Origin of the sequence: Poseidonocella sp. HB161398, from assembly GCF_005870025.1 — a bacterium.
Classification (GTDB): Bacteria; Pseudomonadota; Alphaproteobacteria; order Rhodobacterales; family Rhodobacteraceae; genus Mangrovicoccus.
On sequence record NZ_VATA01000063.1, the window covers coordinates 17,898 to 36,218 of the forward strand.

General features: G+C 65.6%; 14 protein-coding genes and 1 tRNA gene. 10 read left to right on the forward strand and 5 right to left on the reverse strand.

Features of this window, described 5'->3' with window-relative positions; genetic code table 11:
* The first annotated feature begins 102 nt into the window (after window positions 1-102).
* From FGX59_RS29750 to FGX59_RS29765, 4 genes are all read left to right on the forward strand, one after another.
* The gene (locus FGX59_RS29750; protein WP_138471213.1) at window positions 103-432 is read left to right on the forward strand and encodes a hypothetical protein; all 330 of its coding nucleotides are present in this window, start codon (window positions 103-105) and stop codon (window positions 430-432) included.
* A 123-nt stretch (window positions 433-555) separates the two neighbouring features.
* Window positions 556-1,824 carry a hypothetical protein gene (locus FGX59_RS29755; RefSeq protein WP_138471215.1) on the forward strand — a complete coding sequence of 423 codons (1,269 nt, stop codon included), beginning with the start codon at window positions 556-558 and terminating at the stop codon, window positions 1,822-1,824.
* 73 nt (window positions 1,825-1,897) lie between these two features.
* Window positions 1,898-3,001 (forward strand): ABC transporter substrate-binding protein, encoded by a 1,104-nt coding sequence (locus FGX59_RS29760; RefSeq protein WP_138471217.1) that lies wholly within the window; start codon window positions 1,898-1,900, stop codon window positions 2,999-3,001.
* Between the two features lie 58 nt (window positions 3,002-3,059).
* On the forward strand, window positions 3,060-4,790 hold the full coding sequence (locus tag FGX59_RS29765; protein ID WP_171060890.1) for an iron ABC transporter permease: 1,731 nt from the start codon (window positions 3,060-3,062) through the stop codon (window positions 4,788-4,790).
* 166 nt (window positions 4,791-4,956) lie between these two features.
* On the opposite strand, the gene FGX59_RS29770 is transcribed toward FGX59_RS29765, so the two are convergent.
* Window positions 4,957-5,643 (reverse strand): GntR family transcriptional regulator, encoded by a 687-nt coding sequence (locus FGX59_RS29770; RefSeq protein WP_171060891.1) that lies wholly within the window; start codon window positions 5,641-5,643, stop codon window positions 4,957-4,959.
* A 203-nt stretch (window positions 5,644-5,846) separates the two neighbouring features.
* Here FGX59_RS29770 and FGX59_RS29775 point away from each other — a divergent pair, with 203 nt between their 5' ends.
* From FGX59_RS29775 to FGX59_RS29795, 5 genes are all read left to right on the forward strand, one after another.
* Complete coding sequence (locus FGX59_RS29775; RefSeq protein WP_138471223.1) at window positions 5,847-7,091, forward strand: MaoC family dehydratase N-terminal domain-containing protein; 1,245 nt, start codon at window positions 5,847-5,849, stop codon at window positions 7,089-7,091.
* Entirely contained in the window at window positions 7,088-8,281 is a 1,194-nt protein-coding gene (locus tag FGX59_RS29780) for a CaiB/BaiF CoA-transferase family protein (protein WP_138471226.1), read from the forward strand. Before FGX59_RS29775 ends, FGX59_RS29780 begins: the two co-directional genes overlap by 4 nt.
* A complete protein-coding gene (locus FGX59_RS29785; protein ID WP_138471229.1) occupies window positions 8,281-9,516 on the forward strand; it encodes a CaiB/BaiF CoA-transferase family protein in 1,236 nt (411 codons plus the stop codon). Before FGX59_RS29780 ends, FGX59_RS29785 begins: the two co-directional genes overlap by 1 nt.
* A 165-nt stretch (window positions 9,517-9,681) precedes the next feature.
* Complete coding sequence (locus tag FGX59_RS29790; RefSeq protein ID WP_171060892.1) at window positions 9,682-10,845, forward strand: ABC transporter ATP-binding protein; 1,164 nt, start codon at window positions 9,682-9,684, stop codon at window positions 10,843-10,845.
* A gap of 26 nt (window positions 10,846-10,871) precedes the next feature.
* Window positions 10,872-12,257, forward strand: a complete 1,386-nt coding sequence (locus FGX59_RS29795; protein WP_138471232.1) for a CapA family protein — start codon at window positions 10,872-10,874, stop codon at window positions 12,255-12,257.
* An 83-nt stretch (window positions 12,258-12,340) separates the two neighbouring features.
* On the opposite strand, the gene FGX59_RS37835 is transcribed toward FGX59_RS29795, so the two are convergent.
* Window positions 12,341-12,434, reverse strand: a tRNA-Sec gene (locus FGX59_RS37835).
* A 272-nt stretch (window positions 12,435-12,706) separates the two neighbouring features.
* Here FGX59_RS37835 and FGX59_RS29800 point away from each other — a divergent pair.
* The gene (locus tag FGX59_RS29800; protein WP_171060893.1) at window positions 12,707-14,329 is read left to right on the forward strand and encodes an MFS transporter; all 1,623 of its coding nucleotides are present in this window, start codon (window positions 12,707-12,709) and stop codon (window positions 14,327-14,329) included.
* 69 nt (window positions 14,330-14,398) lie between these two features.
* Here FGX59_RS29800 and trxB read toward each other — a convergent pair whose 3' ends face one another.
* Genes trxB through selA form a run of 3 tightly spaced genes read right to left on the reverse strand, consistent with a single transcriptional unit; the run spans window position 14,399 to window position 18,134 of the window.
* Window positions 14,399-15,385, reverse strand: a complete 987-nt coding sequence (trxB, locus tag FGX59_RS29805; RefSeq protein WP_138471236.1) for a thioredoxin-disulfide reductase — start codon at window positions 15,383-15,385, stop codon at window positions 14,399-14,401.
* A gap of 32 nt (window positions 15,386-15,417) precedes the next feature.
* Entirely contained in the window at window positions 15,418-16,614 is a 1,197-nt protein-coding gene (pcaF, locus tag FGX59_RS29810) for a 3-oxoadipyl-CoA thiolase (RefSeq protein WP_138471238.1), read from the reverse strand.
* Window positions 16,611-18,134: an L-seryl-tRNA(Sec) selenium transferase gene (gene selA / locus FGX59_RS29815; RefSeq protein WP_240722796.1), complete on the reverse strand. Its 1,524-nt coding sequence runs from the start codon at window positions 18,132-18,134 to the stop codon at window positions 16,611-16,613. The genes pcaF and selA overlap by 4 nt, the downstream gene beginning before the upstream one ends.
* Window positions 18,135-18,321: the final 187 nt, after the last annotated feature.

The window sequence follows — 18,321 nt, forward strand, 5'->3', positions numbered from 1 at the left end:
CCATCGCCCATGCTGCGGCTAGCGTCTCCCAAGGGCGGCCGCATCGTGCCGCCGGGGCCGGGCGCGCCCGAGGCGCCCGAAACTGCGGAGGAATTCGTTCGGATGGACGACAAGCAGACCTTTGCGGCGGAGACCTACAAGGTCGTCTGGCCGAGCGGCCGGCAGGTGCATGACGGGCACCAGCTTGCCAAGCGGCTCGACGACCTCAACGGCAAGACCGTCGCGCAGCTCTGGGACTGGGTGTTCAAGGGCGACAAGATGTTCGATATCTGGGAGCGCGAGCTCGCTGCGAAATATCCGGACATCAAGTTCATTTCATGGCGGGAATTCGGCGAGATCCACGGGGCCAACGAGCATGCGGTGCTCGAGGCGCTTCCAGAGAAGCTGAAGGAACACGACGTCGACGCGGTGATCGTCGGCGTCGGCTGCTGAGGGTCCTGCACGGCCGCCGTGACGCGTGCCTCCGCCCTGGTCGAAAGCCTGGGCTATCCGACAGTGACCATGCTCTGTTCCGGTTTCGTGAATCAGGGCAAGCAGACTGCCAAGGGTCTGGGGATGCCGAATCTCCCCCACACGATCCATCCGGGTCATGTGAATTTCGTCACTGACGCGCAGCTCGAGAAGACCGTCGCCGGTCCGATGCTGCAGCAGGTGATCGACGGGCTGACCATACAGCCCGATGAAGCCGTCGCGTCCGCCGAACCCGGCAGGACGGACATCATCTTCGAAGGCAGCTTCGACGAGGTGAACGAGCATTTCCTCGCCAATGAATGGTCCGAGGGCTTGCCGGTCGTCCCGCCGACGCTCGAGAAGGTGGAACAGTTCCTGCGCTTCACCGACCGCAAGGCGGACGAGGTTCTGGGCACCGCGCTGCCTGCGAACCGCGAGGCGACGGTATGGAACGTGGCCGTCAACGGCGTGATGTCGGGCTGCCGCCCGGAATACATGCCCGTGCTGGTCGCCATCACCGAAGCGATGATGGACAAGGAGTTCGGGGTCGAACACCTCGGACACACGCCCGCTACCGAAACGCAGATCATCCTTTCGGGGAAGATCATCAAGGACCTGAAGTTCAACTGCCTCCAGGCCGCGCTGCGCCCCGGATTCCAGGCGAACACCTCGGTCGGGCGGTTCTGGCGGATGTACCTGCGCAATGTCTGCGGCTTCATCCCGCACGGCACCGACAAGGGCTGCTACGGCGGCAACTTCCGGATCGTGCTGGCCGAGAACGAGGATGCCGCGCAGGAGATGGGCTGGCCCACCCATGGCGAGGAAGAGGGCTATGCCTTCGGCCAGAACATGGTGACGGTCACGTCCTGCACCGAGATGACCCAGGCCATCGAAGTGGGCGATCCGGTCGCGGAGCAGATACTGAAGAACATCGAGGCCCGCATGGCCGACAACAACATGTTCATCCAGTTCTTCTTCCGCGGGATGGTGACGCGGCCGCTGGTGGTGATCACGCCGGCAATCCTGAAGGTGCTGACCGATCAGGGCTGGACCAAGGACAAGGTGCGCAGGCATTTCTACGAGAATGCCAAGCTGCGGGTTTCTCGTCTTTCCGGGATGATCCTCAACCGCTTCTATCGCGGCATCAACGAGAAGTGCTGGCCCGAGCAGCTGGGAACGTCGATGGATGTCAACCGCGACATCCAGATGGTTTCGAAACCCGAGGACTTCATGATTGTCGTATCCGGGGATCCGGATCGCGACCATGCCATGATCGGTTCGGGCAACGGCTATATCGGCTTCCCCGTGACACGGGCGATCAGCCTGCCGTCCGACTGGGACGCGCTTCTTGCAGAAAAGAACGGGCGGGCCTGACGGCCCGTTCCTCCCGCGCCTTTCCCGATCTATCCATGCATGGGAAAGGCGTGGACAAGATGTGGCAGCCATCTTGACCGGAACCGCTGCCAGAACCGCCGGGAAAGGGAGTAACCCGGCCATTCAGGGAGGAATTCAAATGACAGACGATAGCAAGACCCGGACCAGCCGTCGCGGCTTCCTGCAGACGACCGGCCTGGCAGCCGCCTCGGCGATGGTGGGCGGCTTCTCGATCCGCACCGGCGCCTGGGCCCAGGACAGCGACGATCCCGTGGCCGCGGCGCAGGCCGAAGGCAAGGTCATGCTCTACACCGGCTCCGCCGAGCCCTTGGTCATTGCCCTGGGAGAAGCCTTCAAGGAGGAATACGGCATCCAGCTGGAATACCAGCGGCTGAATTCGTCCAAGGTCGCGGCGCGCTACACCGCAGAGTCCGAGGCCGGCCAGGCCGTGGCCGACGTGATGGTCGCAGGCGATCCGCTGCTGTTCGAGGCCTTCCACAAGAAGGGCTGGATCGCGGATCTCGACCCGGCCCATGTCCCCGGTCTCGACGCGTGGCCCGAAGCCTTCAAGAACAGCTATTCCGCGGTAATTTCGATCAACCCGCACACGATGGGCACCAATACCGCGATGGTGAAGGACCTGCCCGCGGAGTGGGAGGACATGCTGCGGCCGGAGCTGAAGGGACGGCTGATCACGGTCGACCTGCGTTCGGTCGGGCTCGTCGCCTTCGGATCCTACGACATGTTGCTGCGCACCAAGGGCGAGGAGTTCCTGCGCGAACTCGGCCGTCAGGAGTTCCAGCTGGGTTCCGGCGGACCGGCCTCGATCCAGCAGGTTGCGGCAGGGGGCGCGAGCCTGTTCTTCCCCTGTTCGACCACGCAGGCGTACTCGGTCATCAATAAGGGCGCGCCGGTGCAAGCCATCATTCCCGACGATACATATTCCGGTGTGGTCTCTCCGTTCGCCGTCTCGGCCAAGGCGCCAAACCCGAATGCGGCGCGGCTGCTCTGCAGCTTCATGATGTCCGAGAAGGGCCAGCAGATCCTCAATGCGGAAACCGCATCTCCGAACGGTACGCCTGGAACGGCTGAACTCAAGCCGGGCTTTGTCGAGCCGGACATGGAATCAGCCGAAGAACATCGCGACAAGATCATCGAACTCATGGGACTGGCCTGAGCCAGGCACCGACGAGCGACAGGAGGACATTGCCTTGCAGGCATCGGATGTCGACATTTTGCCCCGTACGCCCGGGCCGGCCCTGAGGCCGAACTGGCGCCCCATCGCGGTGATCGCCGCGCTCCTTGTTCTGGGCATCGGGTTCCTGATGGTCTATCCCACGGGACAGCTCCTGAGCCTCGTCTTCGGGCGCGGAACGGACATTGCCGGTGAGGGGCTCGGCCCCGGGATCGGAAAGGTGCTGTGGAACACCTTCGCGATGGTCTCGATATCCAGCCTCGTGGCGCTGGTCTTCGCAACCGCGCTGGCGGTGGTGGCCGAACGCACGGATGGTGGCCTGAAAGGCGTCGGGAATTTCATGCCGGTGGCACCCCTGATGCTGCCTTCGGTGACCGGCGTGCTGGGCTGGGTGGTGCTCTTCGACCCCCGGATCGGGTTTTTCAACGTCGCGTTCCGCTGGTTCACGGGCGGCGAGGTCATGGGCGGCACCGGTCCGATCGACATCTACACGATGCAGGGGCTGATCTTCGCCCTGTCGATCCACCTCGTCCCGGCGATCTACCTGATCACCTCCGCGGCCCTGCGCAGCCTCGATCCCTCGATCGAGGAGGCCTGCCGCATCTCGGGGGCGGGACCGCTCAGAACCTGGCTGACCGTGACGCTGCCGGCAATCCGTCCTGCCATCTTCGAGGCATGGCTCCTGTCGGTCATCAACGGCATCGCGATCTTCGCGGTGCCGGTCATCCTGGGCACTGCCGGGCAGATCGAAGTCGTTTCGGTACGGATTTTCCGCTACTTCACGGATTACCCGGCGAACGAGAAGGCGGCGATCACACTCGCCTTCGGGATGCTTGTCGTCGTTTTCGCGCTGAGGATGGTGCAGTGGAAATTCCTTCCCCATGGCAGGCACGCCACCATCGGCGGCAAGGGCGCCCGGCACACGCCGACGCGCCTGGGCAAGCTGCGCTACGTGACCAAGGCGGTCTTCGTCGGCTACATCCTGATTTCGCTGGTGCTGCCGCTCCTGGCGCTGATGGCCGTGTCGCTTCAGCCCTTCTGGTCGCTGAACTTCTCGCTCGACTACCTGAACTTCGACAACTACGTCACGGTCCTGACGGTAAACCCGGCCACCACCCGGGCGCTGGCGAACTCGATCTTCCTCGCGACGACGGGCGCGACGGTGATCATGGCGGTCGCGGGTTTCCTGATGCTCTATGCCAACCACTTCGCCGACGGGGCGGGCGTGCGGCAGGGCCTTCTCGAAAAAATGGGCTCGCGCAAGGTCGTCGATCTGATCACCATGCTGCCCGCCACCTTCCCTCATACCCTGGTCGGCGTGGCCTTCATCCTTGCCTTCGCCCAATGGCCCTTCGACATCTACGGCACGATCTGGATCCTGTTCCTGGCCTATCTGCTGATGGAAATTCCCTACGCCTCCACGGCAGCGCGTTCGGCAGCGATCTTGGTGGGCCGGGAACTGTCGGAAAGCTCGCGGGTTTGCCGTGCCTCCGAGACCACCACGATGCGCAAGATCCTGCTGCCGCTGTCGCTGCACGGGCTGGCTGCTGGCTGGGTGCTGGTCTTCATCCACATGATGGGCGAGGTCACGGCCTCGGCCATTCTCTCGGGCACGTCCAATGGGGTCGTGGGCGCCGTGCTGCTCGACCTCTGGGAGAACGGCAGCTTCCCGCTGATGACCGCCTTCGCGCTGATCATCTGGGCCATCGCGACCACCATGATGGCCGCCGTGCTGTGGCTCAACAACCGCAACGCCCGCAAGGTGCGCTAGCGGCCCGTTGCCGCTCCGATCCCCAGCGGGCGCTCCTGCAGGAGCGCCCGCCATTCCGGACTCTCGCCGGCGGGCCGTCCATTGGCGGCGGGATGCCGACTTCCTCCGTCCGGCCCGGAGCGGCAGGTGCGCGAGAACTGGAGGTCTGCCGTGCCGGTGCGGGGAGCTATCTCGACAACGGCGACTCTCCGACCGAAAGCGCACGCATGGTTTCCTTGACGTTGTCGACATGGCGCCGCAGCGCCTCGCGCGCCGCCGGTGCATCGCGGCGGCAGATGGCGTCGATGATGTCCAGCCAGTAGGGCAGCGAGACCTGGGCTCGGCCGGGCCGGTAGGTCAGGCGCAGCCGGTGCCGTGCCATCCGGTCGCGCAGCTTCTCCAGGATTTCCTGTCCGACGGCATGATCGGAAACCCTGACGTAGAACTGGAATACCTTCCGGGTGAGTTCCGCGAATCCCGCCGCATCCTGCTGCGCGGCCCTGGCCTCGAGCTGTGCCGCCATCAGCCGGAGCTCCGCAACCTCCTCATCCGTGATCCGCGCGATAGCCTGAGTGATGCAGACCTGCTCGATCGCGAGGCGGATTTCCGCGACCTGCAGCGCTTCCTCCAGACCGACCACCCGGACGCGCGCACCGCGGTTGGCGATCCGTTCCACCAGGCCCTCATGCACCAGCTCGGCAAGCGCCGCGCGCAGCGTTCCCCGGCTGGTCCGGAGCATTTCGCATAGCTCCGCCTCGACCAGTCTCTGACCCGGGGCAAGATCGTTCGACAATATTGCCTGCCGGATGGAATCGGCAACTGCTGCTTGCCCTTGGCTCGAGGGCTTGCTTGGCGCGGGGCTGTTTCCGGTCATCATGGTCTCCGCAGTTGGAGCTCGCATTCAAGCCGAGGACGTTCTTCATGGCAAGCGCCAAGCTCCGCCGGCTTTGGCGCCGACAGCGGGGAAAACCAAGCTTGACGCGAACATGATTCTTGTAGTACTAAATTGTCCAACAATCATGATCAGCAAAACCGTGCGAAGGCATCGGCAAGGCGACGAAGAGGGAGGGCGAGCGCATGGATGGCAACCTGAAGGATACCGACTGGGATCACCTGTCCGACGCGGAGTGGAACGAGAAGCTCGACAAGCGGATCGCGCAGTTCAACGAGGGCCGCGGAGAGCGCAAGCTGCCGGTTCCGATCCATGACATCATGGACAACGAATACGAGCGCGGCATCCTCAATGCGCTGGTGACAGAGGACCTGATCCGCCATTTCGCTGACGCGATCGGCGATCCGAACCCGATCTGGCGCAACCGTACCTATGCCCAGAACACCCGGTGGGGCGGCATCATCGCGCCTCCGCTCTACGAATCCTGCATCTCCTTCGGCTCGTCCTTCGGCGGACGGCTGCGCGTGCCGGGCGTCGCGCGCCTGGCGGCGGGCAACAAGCACGAGTATTTCGCGCCGTTCCGGCCGGGCGACGAATTCACCTGCTTCGATACCTATGGCGGCTTCGTCGAGAAGCAGGTCAGCGGCAAGCCCTACCGCATGTTCATCGAGAGCGTGCCGCGCCATTTCGTGAACCAGCGCGGCGAGACCATCGCCGTCGCGACCGGCCGCAACATCTACCTTGCGACGCCGCCGTCGAAACGCAAGGACAAGGCCGGCGGCAAGGAGTCGAAGGTCGGCGCCAAATACGCGGGAAAGACCTACACGAAATATTCCGAAGCCGAGCTGAGGGAGATCCACGACGACTTCGATGCTCAGCTCGCGGGAACCAAGCGGCGCGGAAAGCAGATCCGCTACTGGGAAGACGTCGTCGAGGGCGAGGAGCTGCCGCCTCTGGCCAAGGGCATCTACGACGTCTGCGACAGCTCGGCACGCACCGTGGTCAGCTGCTACGTTTATGCCTTCGCGATCAAGTGGGCCGCGATGCGCAGCCACCTGCAGACCCATCCGGTCGATGACCTCACCGGCGAGCACCGCTTCCGTCGCGACTGGCACTATTCCGACCGCGCGGCACAGATGTTCGGCTCGCCGCTTGCGAATGCCGGCGGCATCCACAACGAGATGATGCTGGTTCACATCGTTACCGACTGGATGGGCGATGACGGGTTCGTCGTGTCGATGGACAGCCAGGACCGCCGCTTCAACTTCTTCGGCGACAGCACCTGGGTGAAAGGCCGCGTGGAGCGCAAGTTCATCGACGGCCAGGGCCAGCGGCTGGTGGAACTCTTCGTGTGGGCCGAGAACCAGGACGGGCAGGTCCACACCCAGTCCAACGTCATCGTCAAGCTGGCCGCGAGGGCCGAGGCATGACGGACGCACTCGACCTCAAAGTCGTCGAGCTGGCCGAATTCGTCGCAGGCCCCTATTGCGGCAAGCTGCTCTCGGATTTCGGCGCTGAGGTGATCAAGGTGGAACGTCCCGGCATCGGCGACCGGGCCCGCCACCTCGGGCCCTTCGCCGGGGACGGGCCCGATCCGGAAGCTTCGGGCACGTTCCTGTATCTCAATACCAACAAGAAGAGCGTCGCGCTGGACATCGAAACCGAGGAAGGGCGGGCACTGTTCCGCCAGCTCGTGGCCGATGCGGATGTCCTGATCGAGGATCGCGCGCCGGGCGAACTGGCGGCGATGGGCCTTGGATACGACGACCTCGCAGCCCTCAATCCCGGTCTCGTCATGGTGTCGATTACGCCCTTCGGCCAGACCGGCCCGTATGCCGGTTTCCGGGCCGAGCACCTGAACCTTTACCATGCCAGCGGGCAGGGCTACCTGCTGCCGATGTGGGCGATCAATCTAGATGTGCCGCCCTGCCAGGGGCCGGGCTATCTGGGACTCTACGATGGCGGCATGGCCGGAGCCACCGCGGCACTGGCAGCGCTGTTCTGGCGCGGCAACGGCGGCACGGGGCAGCATGTCGATATCTCGGTCCAGCATGCGATGATGCATCTCGAACGGTCTCAGCTGCGCCGCTATGTCGATGACGGCAAGAGCCCGAACCGCACCGGCAAGGGACGGCTTCTGGAGAGCCTGGTCGAATGCAAGGGCGGCGAATACGCCGTTGTGATCCTCAGCTCGCAACGCCAGTGGGAGGGCCTGTGGCGCGCCATGGGCAAGCCCGCCTGGGGCATGGAGCCCCCCTTCGACACACAGAAGGGCCGTTCTGACAATTACCACGAACTCCGCAAGCGGCTCGCCGATTGGGCGATTACCGTGACGCAGGACGAACTGTTCCACGCGGTGCAGGCAGAAGGTTCGGCCGCGGCGCCGATCCTGACGGCGGAGGGCGTGTTCCGTTCCGAGCAGTTCCGCGGCCGCGGCCATTTCACCGAAATCGGCCATCCCGTTGCGGGCACGCTGGAATACGTGGCCCAGCCGACGAAGTTGTCGGATTTCGATCCGGGGCCGAAGCGCCCTGCGCCGCTCCTTGGAGCGGATACGGAAGCGGTGCTTGGCCAGGCCCCGGCCGGCCGGCCGGAACTGTCGCATACGGGAGCGATCTGATGGACGGAACGCAGGCTGAACTGCAGGCACAGGGGGCACTCGACGGCGTCCGGGTGATCGATTTCGGGCATGTCCTCGCCGGACCCTTCTGCACGATGCAGCTCGCAGCGCTCGGGGCGGAGGTGATCAAGGTCGAGACCCGCGCCCGCCCGGACGAGCAGCGTGCGCATCGCGGCGATGGCGTCGCGGACGACCTCGAAGGCAATTCCAACTTCTTCGAGGTGAACCTGTCGAAGAAAAGCTGCTCGATCAACCTGTCCACGGAAGAGGGCAGGGAGCTTGCCAAAAGGCTGGTCGCGACGGCGGATATCGTTCTGGAGAACATGCGGCCGGGCGTGATGGCGAAGCTCGGGCTGGATTACAGCGCGCTGCGCGAGGTCAAGCCGGATATCATCATGCTGTCGCTTTCGGGCTTCGGCGGCACCGGCCCGCTGAAGCGCTACGCGGCATACAACCCCTGTTTCACGTCCGTCGGCGGTGTATCGCACCTGACCGGCTATGCGGAGAAAAAGCCGAACACGATGACGAATTCCGGCGGCGATGCGCGGGCCGGGACGGCGGCAGTCTTTGCCGCGCTCATGGCGCTGACTGTACGCCGCCAGACCGGCCGCGGGCAATATATCGACAGCTCTTCCTGCGAGGTGATCAACTCGATGATCGGCGACCAGATGATGGACTACGCCATGAACCGGCGGAGCCCGAAGCGCCACGGCAACAGCGATGCGCACCTTGCGCCGCACAATGTCTATCGCTGCAAGGGCGAGGACGAATGGATATCGATTGCCGTGGCGACCGATGGCGAATGGCAGGGGCTGGCCGCGGCAATGGGCAATCCGGACTGGGCGGCAGACCCGGCCCTGTCCACGGCGAGTGGTCGGAAGGCCGCCGAGGCACGGCTGGATGCGTTGGTCGGGGAATGGTGTGCGGGGCTGGGCTATGTCGAGGCCATGCACCTGCTGCAGTCGCATGGCGTCGCCGCGATGCCCTCTTTCAAGGCCGAGGATCTGTTCAGCGATCCGCATGTCCGGGAAACTGGCGCGGTTGCAGAGGTCGACCATCCCGTGCTTGGCCGCAGGACGACGATTGCGCCGGTGTTGCGCATGTCGCGGACGCCTGCGCGGATCTACGGCACCGCGCCGCGGCTCGCGGCTGACAACAGCTATGTCTTCGGAGAGCTCCTGAGCCTGCCCGAAGAGGAGATCCGGCGTCTCGAAGACGCCAAAGTGATCTGGTAGAACGCCGAATTTATTCGCCATGACCGGCATTCGTGTCAGCGTGGCATGATGGCCAGGGGCCGGAGGAGGTCCCGCGCGCGCATCGGAACGCCTGCGAAAGGGGCGCTGCGGATGCGGACGGGCTGGCCAGGGATGCGGTTCGACCGCAAGGAGGGAAAGAGCGCGATGACCATCATGGAGAACAGGATCGACATGGAGGACGGAGGTCGTGACCGGGCCGAAAGCATGGTCAGCATCCGCAACCTGACAAAGGTCTTCCAGACTCGGCACGGCGAGGTGACGGCTCTCAAGGATGTCAGTGCGGAAGTCCGCCGGGGCGAGGTTCTCGTGCTCCTTGGGCCGTCCGGCTGCGGCAAGACCACGCTGCTGCGCTGCATTGCCGGGCTGGAATTCCCCACGGCAGGTCTCGTCGAGGTGCATGGCCGCACGGTGTTCTGCTCGGAGCAGGGCATTGCCCTGCCGCCAAACAAGCGCAATCTTGCAATGGTCTTCCAGTCCTACGCGCTCTGGCCGCACATGACCCTTGCCGAGAATGTCGCATATCCGCTGAAGGTCTCGGGCACGCCGAAGGAAGAGATCGCCGAGCGGGTCAATGCGGTACTCGCGACCTGCGGCCTAGGACATCTTGCGGGCAATTTTCCCGGCCAGCTTTCGGGCGGCCAGCAGCAGCGCGTTGCGCTGGCCCGGGCCCTAGTCGCCAATGACGGGCTCATCCTCTTCGACGAGCCGCTGTCCAATCTTGACGCAAAGGTGCGCGAGCGGCTGCGCGACGAACTGACCGAAATGCAGCAGCAGTTCGGCTTCACGGCGATCTACGTGACCCATGACCAGATCGAGGCAGCAGCCCTTGCCGACCGGATCGCGGTGATGGAGGTCGGACGTGCAGCACAGATCGGAGATCCGCAGAATATCTTCAACGAGCCGATGACGCCCTATGTTGCGGATTTTGTCGGATGCTCCAATGAATTGGAAGGCACTGTGACGGCGATCGGCACGGGCAGCCAGGTGGAATGCATGACCCCGATCGGCACGATCTGCGGCCCCGGCGTGGATGGCGATCTTCGCGTCGGCGAGCCGGTGAAGATCATGTTCCGGCCCGAGCACACGCGGCTGGTCGATCCCGGAGCGACGGGTCAGAACGTGTTCCGCGCGACCATCGACCGGTCGATCTTTCTCGGCAGCCATGTCGAAAACATCATGCATGTTGCCGGTCACCGGCTGTCGGCGCGCTCGATGAAGGGCGCGATGCTCGGCGGCGGTGAGGCGGCGGTGCTGCGCATCGATCCTTCGGTGATCCGCATCTTCCGCGACAGCCGCGCCCGGGATTGATCGCGGCCTGAGCAGGGAGTTCAGCCATGGGTGCGCCTGCCCGGCAGGATCTGTCGTCCCCGCCGCCTTGGGTCACCTCGCGGAGCCGGGCGACGGAAACCGGGGCGAAGCTGCTTGCGCCCTTCACCGTGGCCGCGGTCGGGGACCTGATCTGTCCGCAGCCTCTCGCCCGCAGCGACCCGCGGTTCTCACATTTCGCCGGTCTGCTGCGCGCGGCCGATATCTCCTTCGGCAACATGGAATCGAGCCTGGTCGATTTCGCCACCTTTCCGCATGCGATTGCCGGAACAGCGGCGCCCTTTGCCATGGGCGAGGCGCTGCGCGGCATGGGGCTCGACATGCTGAGCCGGGCCAACAACCATACCTTCGACTGCGGCGTCCTGGGGATGGTCTCCACGGACGAGGCGCTGGACCGGCTGGGCCTGACCCATGCGGGAACCGGTGCCTGCCTGCAGGAGGCCCGCGCCGCGCGCTTCCGCGAGACGCCGAAGGGCCGCGTGGGACTTGCGAGCTTCTACTCGGTCGCGGATACTGGGCATTTCGGACCTACCTATGCGCGGACCCTGGCAACGCCGCGCGACGGCCGGATGGGGGGAATGCCGGGTGTCAATCCCCTGCGCCTGACGCAGTACAACATCGTGTCGCCCGCCCATCTCGACGCGCTCCGCGGCATTGCCGCGGACACCTACGGCGAACGGCCCGGAGCCTGGGAAGAGGCAGGGGGCCGACCGCCGCGTTTCCGCTTCTACGATCAATGGTACCAAGCAGGTTCGGACCCCGGCTCGATCCGCTACGAGATGGATCCCGGCGACCGCAAGGGCATTCTCGCCGCGATTTCGAACGGCAAGATCTATTCTGACTTCCTCATCGCGACCATTCATTCCCATCAGGCGACGCGCTTCGATCCGCAGGGCGCTTTCGGCAAGGTGAAGGGGCTGAAGGAACCGCTGGAGCATTTCGCTCCGGATTTCCTGCAGGCTATCGCGCGCGAAGCCATCGATGCAGGCGCCGACATGTTCATCGCGCATGGGGTCCACGCGCTGGCAGGGGTCGAGATCTACAAGGGGCGGCCGATCTTCTACGGGATGTCGAACTTCATCTTCCAATGCGGCCTGCAGATGGGGGCCGGCTACGACGTGCTGAAGAACTGGAACGTGAAATCCGAGCTGGAACATCCGGATTGCCACGTGTCAGTTCTGGCGGAGAGCCTTTTCGATGGGGGTGTCCTGCGGGAAATCCGCCTGCATCCGGCCGATTTGGGGGGCGGACGGCGGCCGCTGTCGCAGATGGGCATCCCGCTGGTTCCCGAGCGGTCCCTGGCGGACGAGATCCTGGCGAACCTGCAGGACTATTCCCGGCCCTACGGAACGGAGATCGCAATTTCCGGAGGCATCGGCACGATCCGCAATTGAATGGCGCCGATCCGGAGAAGGCCGTGGCGCCATGCCGGTGGCGCGGCCGTACGATTGTGCGTCGCGGGCAGACGGAAACGCAGTGGCGGAAGAGGAGGGAGTCGAACCCACCGGAGACGCATGGCGCCTCCCGCCGGAGTTGAAGTCCGGGCACCCCACCGGGAATGTCTCTCTTCCGGCTCCGATTTAGCCGTTGCCAGCACCCGAGGTCAAGCGCACAGGAAACACGAAATCAGAACACGAACCAGGCAAGCGTCTGTCGAAATAATGAAATCAGAACATTGATAACTCGATAAAATATCTAAAACTATCGCCTTTTGTGCAGACATTCTGGTCATGAACCCCGTCCCCACGTCACAAAAACTGACTTGCAGTTCACAAACTTGGAGCCTGCTGCCTGCGGTCCGGCAGCTATCACGGGGGCACAGACCAAAAGGAGACCACGCCCCTTGGCAGAACCGGATGCCTCTCCCTTCGCCCCGTTCCGCAACCGACGTTTCCTTCTCTACTGGCTGACAGGACTCTCGGCCAATTTCGGCTGGCTGATCCAGATGGTCGGCGCCTCCTGGCTAATGACATCGCTTGATGCGCGGCCCGAGATGGTCGCGCTGGTGCAGACGTCCGTCGCCCTGCCGGTCATGCTGTTTTCCCTGCCCGCCGGCGCGATGGCAGATGCTTTCGGGCGGCGGACAACGGTGCTGTGGTCGCAGGCCTATCTTCTGGCCATGTCTTCCGCGCTGGCCGCGCTGGCCTTCCTGGGAACGCTCGGGCCGTGGAGCCTGCTCGCCTTCACCTTCCTGATCGGCTCCGGCAAGGCGCTCAACAACCCCGGCTGGCAGACGATGGTCAGCGAACTGGTGGAGAAGGAGGAGCTTGCGCCCGCCATCGCGTTGAATTCGGTCGGATTCAACATCGCCCGCAGCGTCGGCCCGGCCATTGGAGGGGCGATTGTCGCCGGCGTCGGCGCCTTCGCCGCCTTTCTCGTCAATGCCTGCGCGAACCTCACCATCCTCGTCGCTGCGTCGCGCTGGAAGACTCCGCCCCGCGACATGCGCCTGCCGCCCGAGAGCATCGGCAGCGCGATCGTGGCCGGTCTGCGCTATGTCGCCATGTCTCCGGCGCATCTGGTGATCTGCCTCCGCGGCTTCACGCTGAACCTGGCGGGCATTTCGGTGATGGCGCTGATGCCGCTGGTGGCGCGCGATCTCGTCGGGGGCGGGCCGCAGACCTACGGGCTGCTGCTGGGCGGCTTCGGCGGCGGTGCCATTCTGGGGGCTTTGCTGGGGACCCGGATGCGCAGCCGGTGGCCGCTGGAGACCTGCATCAGGATCGGCTTCCTGGCCTGTGCCGCAGCCGCCGCGATCCTCGGGGCGAGTTCCTGGTTCCTGCTGTCCATGGCAGCCTCGGCCCTGGCCGGGGCGTTCTGGCTGGTGACGCTGGCGAGCTTCAACACCACCGTGCAGCTAAGCTCGCCGCGATGGGTCCTCAGCCGCTGCCATGCCACCTACCAGTCCTGCAATTTTGCCGGATACGCGGCTGGAGGATGGCTGTGGGGCGAAGTGGCAGGGCAGGCCGGAACGGGACCGGCGCTGATCGCCTCCGGCGGCTTGCTTGCCGTCTTCGCCGGGCTGGGACTAGTCCTGCCGCTGCGCGAGCTCGATGCGTCCGGACTTGACCAGCACGCACCCTGGGTCACGCCCGAAGCCTCGATAGACATGCTGCCCAAGAGCGGCCCGATCGTCACCAGCATCCAGTACCGGATCGGCGCCGGGGACACCGACCGTTTCCTGGAGGTGATGGCCGAGCGGCGGCGTGCACGCCTGCGCGACGGGGCCCGGGCCTGGACCTTGAGCCGCGATATCCGCGATCCGGAAGTGTGGATCGAGCGCTTCCGCACGCCGACCTGGATCGAGACCCAGCGGTTGCACCTGCGCCGCACGGTCGCCGGTGCCCATGTGGCGGAGAAGCTCCGGGCGCTCCACAAGGGTCCCGGGCGCTGGACAACGCGCTACGAGCTGGTGCGCCCGGCCGCCCCGCCCAGCGGCAGCGTGCCGGTCCCCCCCGAAGGCTGAGCCCGGAAACAGGAACGGCCGCTGCGGGTCGGGAGCCCGCAGCGGCCGCAGCGCGTGACCCGGAAAGGGTCAGGCGCGTTCCGTCTCGACCTCCGGTGCGGTCACGGCAGCCATGCCGTCAAGGAAGCGCTCGGCATCGAGCGCGGCCATGCAGCCGGAGGCCGCCGAAGTCACGGCCTGGCGGTAGATCTGGTCCTGCACGTCCCCTGCCGCGAACACTCCGGGCACTGAGGTCTGGGTCGCCATGCCCGACCGTCCGCCCTTGGTCACAAGATAGCCGTTCTCCATTTCCAGCTGGCCCTGGAACAGCTCGGTATTGGGCCGGTGGCCGATTGCGATGAAGACCCCGTCGAGGGCCAGCCTGCTCTCGGCGGCGCTCAGGGTATCCTTGATGCGGATCCCGGTGACGCCCTTCGCATCGGACAGAACCTCATCCAGCGTGGCGTTCCAGCGGATGTCCAGGTTTCCGCTCTCCGCCTTCTCGAACAGCCTATCCTGCAGGATCTTCTCGGCGCGCAGGGCGTCGCGGCGGTGGATCAGGGTCACGTGCGAGGCAATGTTCGTCATGTAGAGCGCTTCCTCGACGGCGGTGTTGCCGCCGCCGATCACGGCGACTTTCTTGTCCTTGAAGAAGTACCCGTCGCAGGTGGCGCATGCCGAGACCCCCTGGCCCATGTTGGCTTGCTCCGACGGCAGGCCCAGATACATCGCCGATGCCCCGGTGCAGATGACCAGGGCGTCGCAGGTATACTGCCCGCCATCTCCGGTCAGCCGGAACGGCCGCTCGCCAAGCTCGACCGCGTTGATATGGTCATGGGCGATTTCGGTCTCGAAGCGTTCTGCATGCTGCTGGAAGCGCATCATCAGCTCCGGACCCTGCACGCCGTCGGCATCGGCGGGCCAGTTGTCCACATCCGTCGTGCCCATCAGCTGGCCGCCATGTTCCGTCCCTGTGATCAGGAGCGGCTTCAGGTTGGCGCGGGCGGCGTAGACCGCGGCTGTGAAGCCAGCCGGTCCCGAGCCGAGTATGACCAATCGAGAGTGGCGCGTTTCCATGTGGTGTCCTTTCTATGTGCTTCCGTTCGGGCTCAGACGGCCTCGAGCGCGATGGCGATGCCCTGGCCGACGCCGATGCACATCGCCGACAGCGATTTCTCGCCGGATTTCAGTTCGAGGGCGGCCGTGCCGGTGATCCTCGCGCCGGACATGCCAAGCGGATGGCCGAGCGCGATCGCCCCGCCATTGGGATTCACGCGCGGGTCGTCATCGGCGATGCCGAGCGCGCGCAGCGAGGCCAGGCCCTGCGAGGCGAAGGCCTCGTTCAGCTCGATCACGGCAAAATCCTCCTGGGATAGCCCGAGCCTTGCCATCAGCTTTTGCGAAGCCGGGGCAGGGCCGAAGCCCATGATCCTGGGCGGCACGCCCGCAGTGGCCCCGCCGAGAATGCGGGCGATCGGCACCAGGCCGTACCGCTTCGCCGCCGTCGGGCTTGTGAGAATCAGCGCGGCGGCGCCGTCATTGACGCCGGAGGCGTTGCCGGCGGTCACCGAACCGCCCGCGCGGAAGGGGGCCGCCAGCTTTGCCAATCCCTCCGCCGTCGTTCCGGGTCGCGGGTGTTCGTCGGTTTCGACCAGCAGCGGATCGCCGCGTCTCTGCGGAATCGCGACCGGCGCGATCTCCCGCGCCAGACGACCATTGGCCATCGCCGCTGCCGCCTTCTGCTGCGAGCGGAGGGCAAAGGCATCCTGGTCAGCTCGGCCGATCTGGAATTCCTCGGCGACGTTCTCGCCGGTCTCGGGCATGGAGTCGGTGCCATGGAGGGCGTCCATTGCCGGGTTGACGAACCGCCAGCCGATAGTCGTGTCATGGATTTCCGCCGTGCGGCTGAAGGCAGTTCCAGCCTTCGGCATGACGAAAGGCGCCCGGGACATGCTCTCGACGCCGCCGGCGATGACCATGTCCGCCTCGCCTGCGCGGATCGCCCGCGCGCCGGTGATGACGGCATCCATGCCCGAGCCGCAGAGCCGGTTGACCGTCGTGCCGGGCACGCTGTCAGGCAGCCCCGCCAGCAGGAGCGACATGCGCGCCACGTTGCGGTTGTCCTCGCCCGCCTGGTTGGCACAGCCGAAGATGACCTCGTCGACGGCGCTCCAGTCGATGTCATGCCGGGACATCAGTGCCTTTAGCGGCACCGCGCCGAGATCGTCGGCGCGCATTGCGGCGAGCGCGCCGCCGTAGCGGCCGATCGGCGTGCGGATGTAGTCGCAGATGAAAACCTCGGTCATGTGTCCTCTCCAGCAAGGCAGCCTGTTCCGGCCATGGCACGCGGCAGATGCACCAGCTGGGACAGGAAGCCGTCCTCGTCCTCGAGGCAGCGGAGATCGAGCCAGACGGCCCCCTGTGCGATCCGGCCGATCACGGGCACCGGAAGCTGCCGGAAGGCCCGGGCCAGGCGTTCGGCCCGGTCGCCCGGGGCGGGGATCCGGAAGGCGCGGCTGGGCAAGGTCTGGAGCGGCATGGCCCCGGATCCGATCTGCGCCTGGGATGGCGCGATTTCAGCGGTGAAAGTCTGGCCGAGCGCCCGGGAAAGGGAGGAGAGGAGGCGCCCGGCCATGGCCTCCAGCTCGCCCGTGGAGCGGGCGAACTGGCGGATGACGGGAAGGGTTTCGGGCAGCCGCTCTGGGGACCGGTAGAGACGCAGGGTGGCTTCGAGTGCGGCCAGCCGCACCTTGTCGAGCCGCAGCGCCCGTTTCAGCGGATGCTTCGCGCAGGCGGCGACCAGGTCAGCCCGGCCTGCGATGAATCCGGCCTGCGGTCCGCCCAGCAGCTTGTCGCCCGAAAAGGTCACCAGATCCGCGCCTTCGCGGATCGCCTCTTGTACTGTGCGTTCGCGCGGAAGGCCCCATTGCGCCAGATCCGCCAGAACACCCGAGCCGAGATCGTCGACCAGCGGCAGGCCGTGCGACCGGGCCAGCGGGGCGAGTTCCGCCACCGCCGTCTCCTTCGTGAAGCCCATGACCTTATAGTTCGAGGTATGGACCTTCATGAGCAGCGCGGTATCCGGCCCGATGGCGCCGGCATAGTCCTTCAGATGCGTGCGGTTCGTGGTGCCGACTTCGCGCAGGCGCGTGCCTGCGGCCTCCATCACGTCCGGCATGCGGAACGAGCCGCCGATTTCGATGAGCTCGCCCCGCGACACCACTGTTTCCCGGCCGGCAGCCAGTGCGGCCAGCACCAGAAGGACAGCGGAGGCGTTGTTGTTGACAAGACAGGCGGCCTCGGCCCCGGTGATTTCCGCGACCAGCGCGCAGACCGCCGTGTCCCTCTGCCCGCGCCGTCCGGCTTCGAGATCGTATTCCAGGACCAGCGGATGCCGCATCGCGGTAGTTGCGGCCTCGATGGCCGTTTCGGCATAGCAGGCGCGGCCGAGATTGGTATGCAGTACCGTTCCGGTCATGTTATGGACCCGCCGCATGTTCGACAGGTTGCGCGCCGCAAGCCGGGCGGAAATCCCGTCCGCAATCTCTGCGGCGGCAGCTTCGCGCGACGTCGGCATCTCGGTTCCCGCGACGATGCCCTTGCGCAAGACCTCCACGGCCTCCCGCGCCAGCGCAAGCACGGCATCGCGGCCATGCTCCGCGGCCGCCGCGCGCGTTGGCGCTGCGGCCAGAATTTCGTGTATCGCGGGCAGCGTGCCGAAGCGCTGTTCCATGCCTGCCTGTCCCTCCCAATTTCCTGCGGGCCCGGAGAGCATAACCCTTCCGCGACCGGATCGGGTTTGCATTGTCGTGCCGGACCGTTCCATTTCTGTGATGTCTCCCGGTCCGCGTCATGGTCAGCAGGTGTCGGGTTTGACCTCGTGGGGGGTGGCGGCGCGCAGGCGGGACCGGATGGCGCGGGACAGCGCATCGACCGCCGCCGTCATCAGCCCCGAGGCGATCAGCAGCACCAGCGCCCGGTCGAGCCGGAGCTGCTGCATCGCCGCATCGACA

Coding starts and splice junctions, on each gene's coding strand:
- FGX59_RS29790 (WP_171060892.1), top strand. CDS start 9,682: ATGACCATCATGGAGAACAGGATCGACATGGAGGACGGAGGTCGTGAC.
- FGX59_RS29775 (WP_138471223.1), top strand. CDS start 5,847: ATGGATGGCAACCTGAAGGATACCGACTGGGATCACCTGTCCGACGCG.
- FGX59_RS29750 (WP_138471213.1), top strand. CDS start 103: ATGGACGACAAGCAGACCTTTGCGGCGGAGACCTACAAGGTCGTCTGG.
- FGX59_RS29755 (WP_138471215.1), top strand. CDS start 556: ATGCCGAATCTCCCCCACACGATCCATCCGGGTCATGTGAATTTCGTC.
- FGX59_RS29770 (WP_171060891.1), bottom strand. CDS start 5,643: ATGACCGGAAACAGCCCCGCGCCAAGCAAGCCCTCGAGCCAAGGGCAA.
- FGX59_RS29780 (WP_138471226.1), top strand. CDS start 7,088: ATGACGGACGCACTCGACCTCAAAGTCGTCGAGCTGGCCGAATTCGTC.
- FGX59_RS29785 (WP_138471229.1), top strand. CDS start 8,281: ATGGACGGAACGCAGGCTGAACTGCAGGCACAGGGGGCACTCGACGGC.
- FGX59_RS29795 (WP_138471232.1), top strand. CDS start 10,872: ATGGGTGCGCCTGCCCGGCAGGATCTGTCGTCCCCGCCGCCTTGGGTC.
- pcaF (WP_138471238.1), bottom strand. CDS start 16,614: ATGACCGAGGTTTTCATCTGCGACTACATCCGCACGCCGATCGGCCGC.
- trxB (WP_138471236.1), bottom strand. CDS start 15,385: ATGGAAACGCGCCACTCTCGATTGGTCATACTCGGCTCGGGACCGGCT.
- selA (WP_240722796.1), bottom strand. CDS start 18,134: ATGGAACGGTCCGGCACGACAATGCAAACCCGATCCGGTCGCGGAAGG.